This is a genomic window from Ruminococcus sp. RTP21484sp1_RTP21281st1_A8_RTP21281_210402 (genome assembly GCF_040914025.1).
Lineage (GTDB): Bacteria > Bacillota > Clostridia > Lachnospirales > Lachnospiraceae > Blautia_A > Blautia_A faecis.
The window spans coordinates 53,035-53,453 of record NZ_JBCPGE010000031.1; the positions used below are offsets into that span (position 1 = coordinate 53,035).

Annotated in this window: 1 protein-coding gene; it reads right to left on the reverse strand. The window is 56.3% G+C overall.

Going from position 1 to position 419, the window contains the following annotated elements; translation table 11 throughout:
* Positions 1 to 339: hypothetical protein (locus tag AB5170_RS14825; protein ID WP_368365091.1), on the reverse strand; the 339-nt coding region annotated here is incomplete at its 3' end.
* Between the last annotated feature and the right edge of the window lie 80 nt (positions 340 to 419).

Here is a 419-nt window from a genome sequence, read left to right on the forward strand (position 1 = left end):
ATTGCCGTTGGCACTGGCGTGTTTGTCGGTACCGGCGTGTTTGTCGGCGTTGCCGTTGGCACTGGCGTGTTTGTCGGCACTGGCGTGTTCGTCGGCACTGGCGTGTTCGTCGGCGTTGCCGTTGGCACCGGCGTATTCGTCGGCGTTACCGTTGGTACCGGTGTGTTCGTCGGCGTTGCCGTTGGCACCGGCGTGTTCGTCGGCGTTGCCGTTGGTATTGGCGTGTTCGTCGGCGTTACCGTTGGTACCGGTGTATTCGTCGGTGTCGCCGTCGGCACTGGCGTATTCGTCGGTAAAACAACCAATTTCGGAATTTCTTCTTCGCGTTTGCTCTTGCACACAGTACAGGTATATGTCTTAATTCCTGTACTTGAAATAGTAGCCTCTTTCGTTATAACTCCGGCATCCCAGGTATGCGT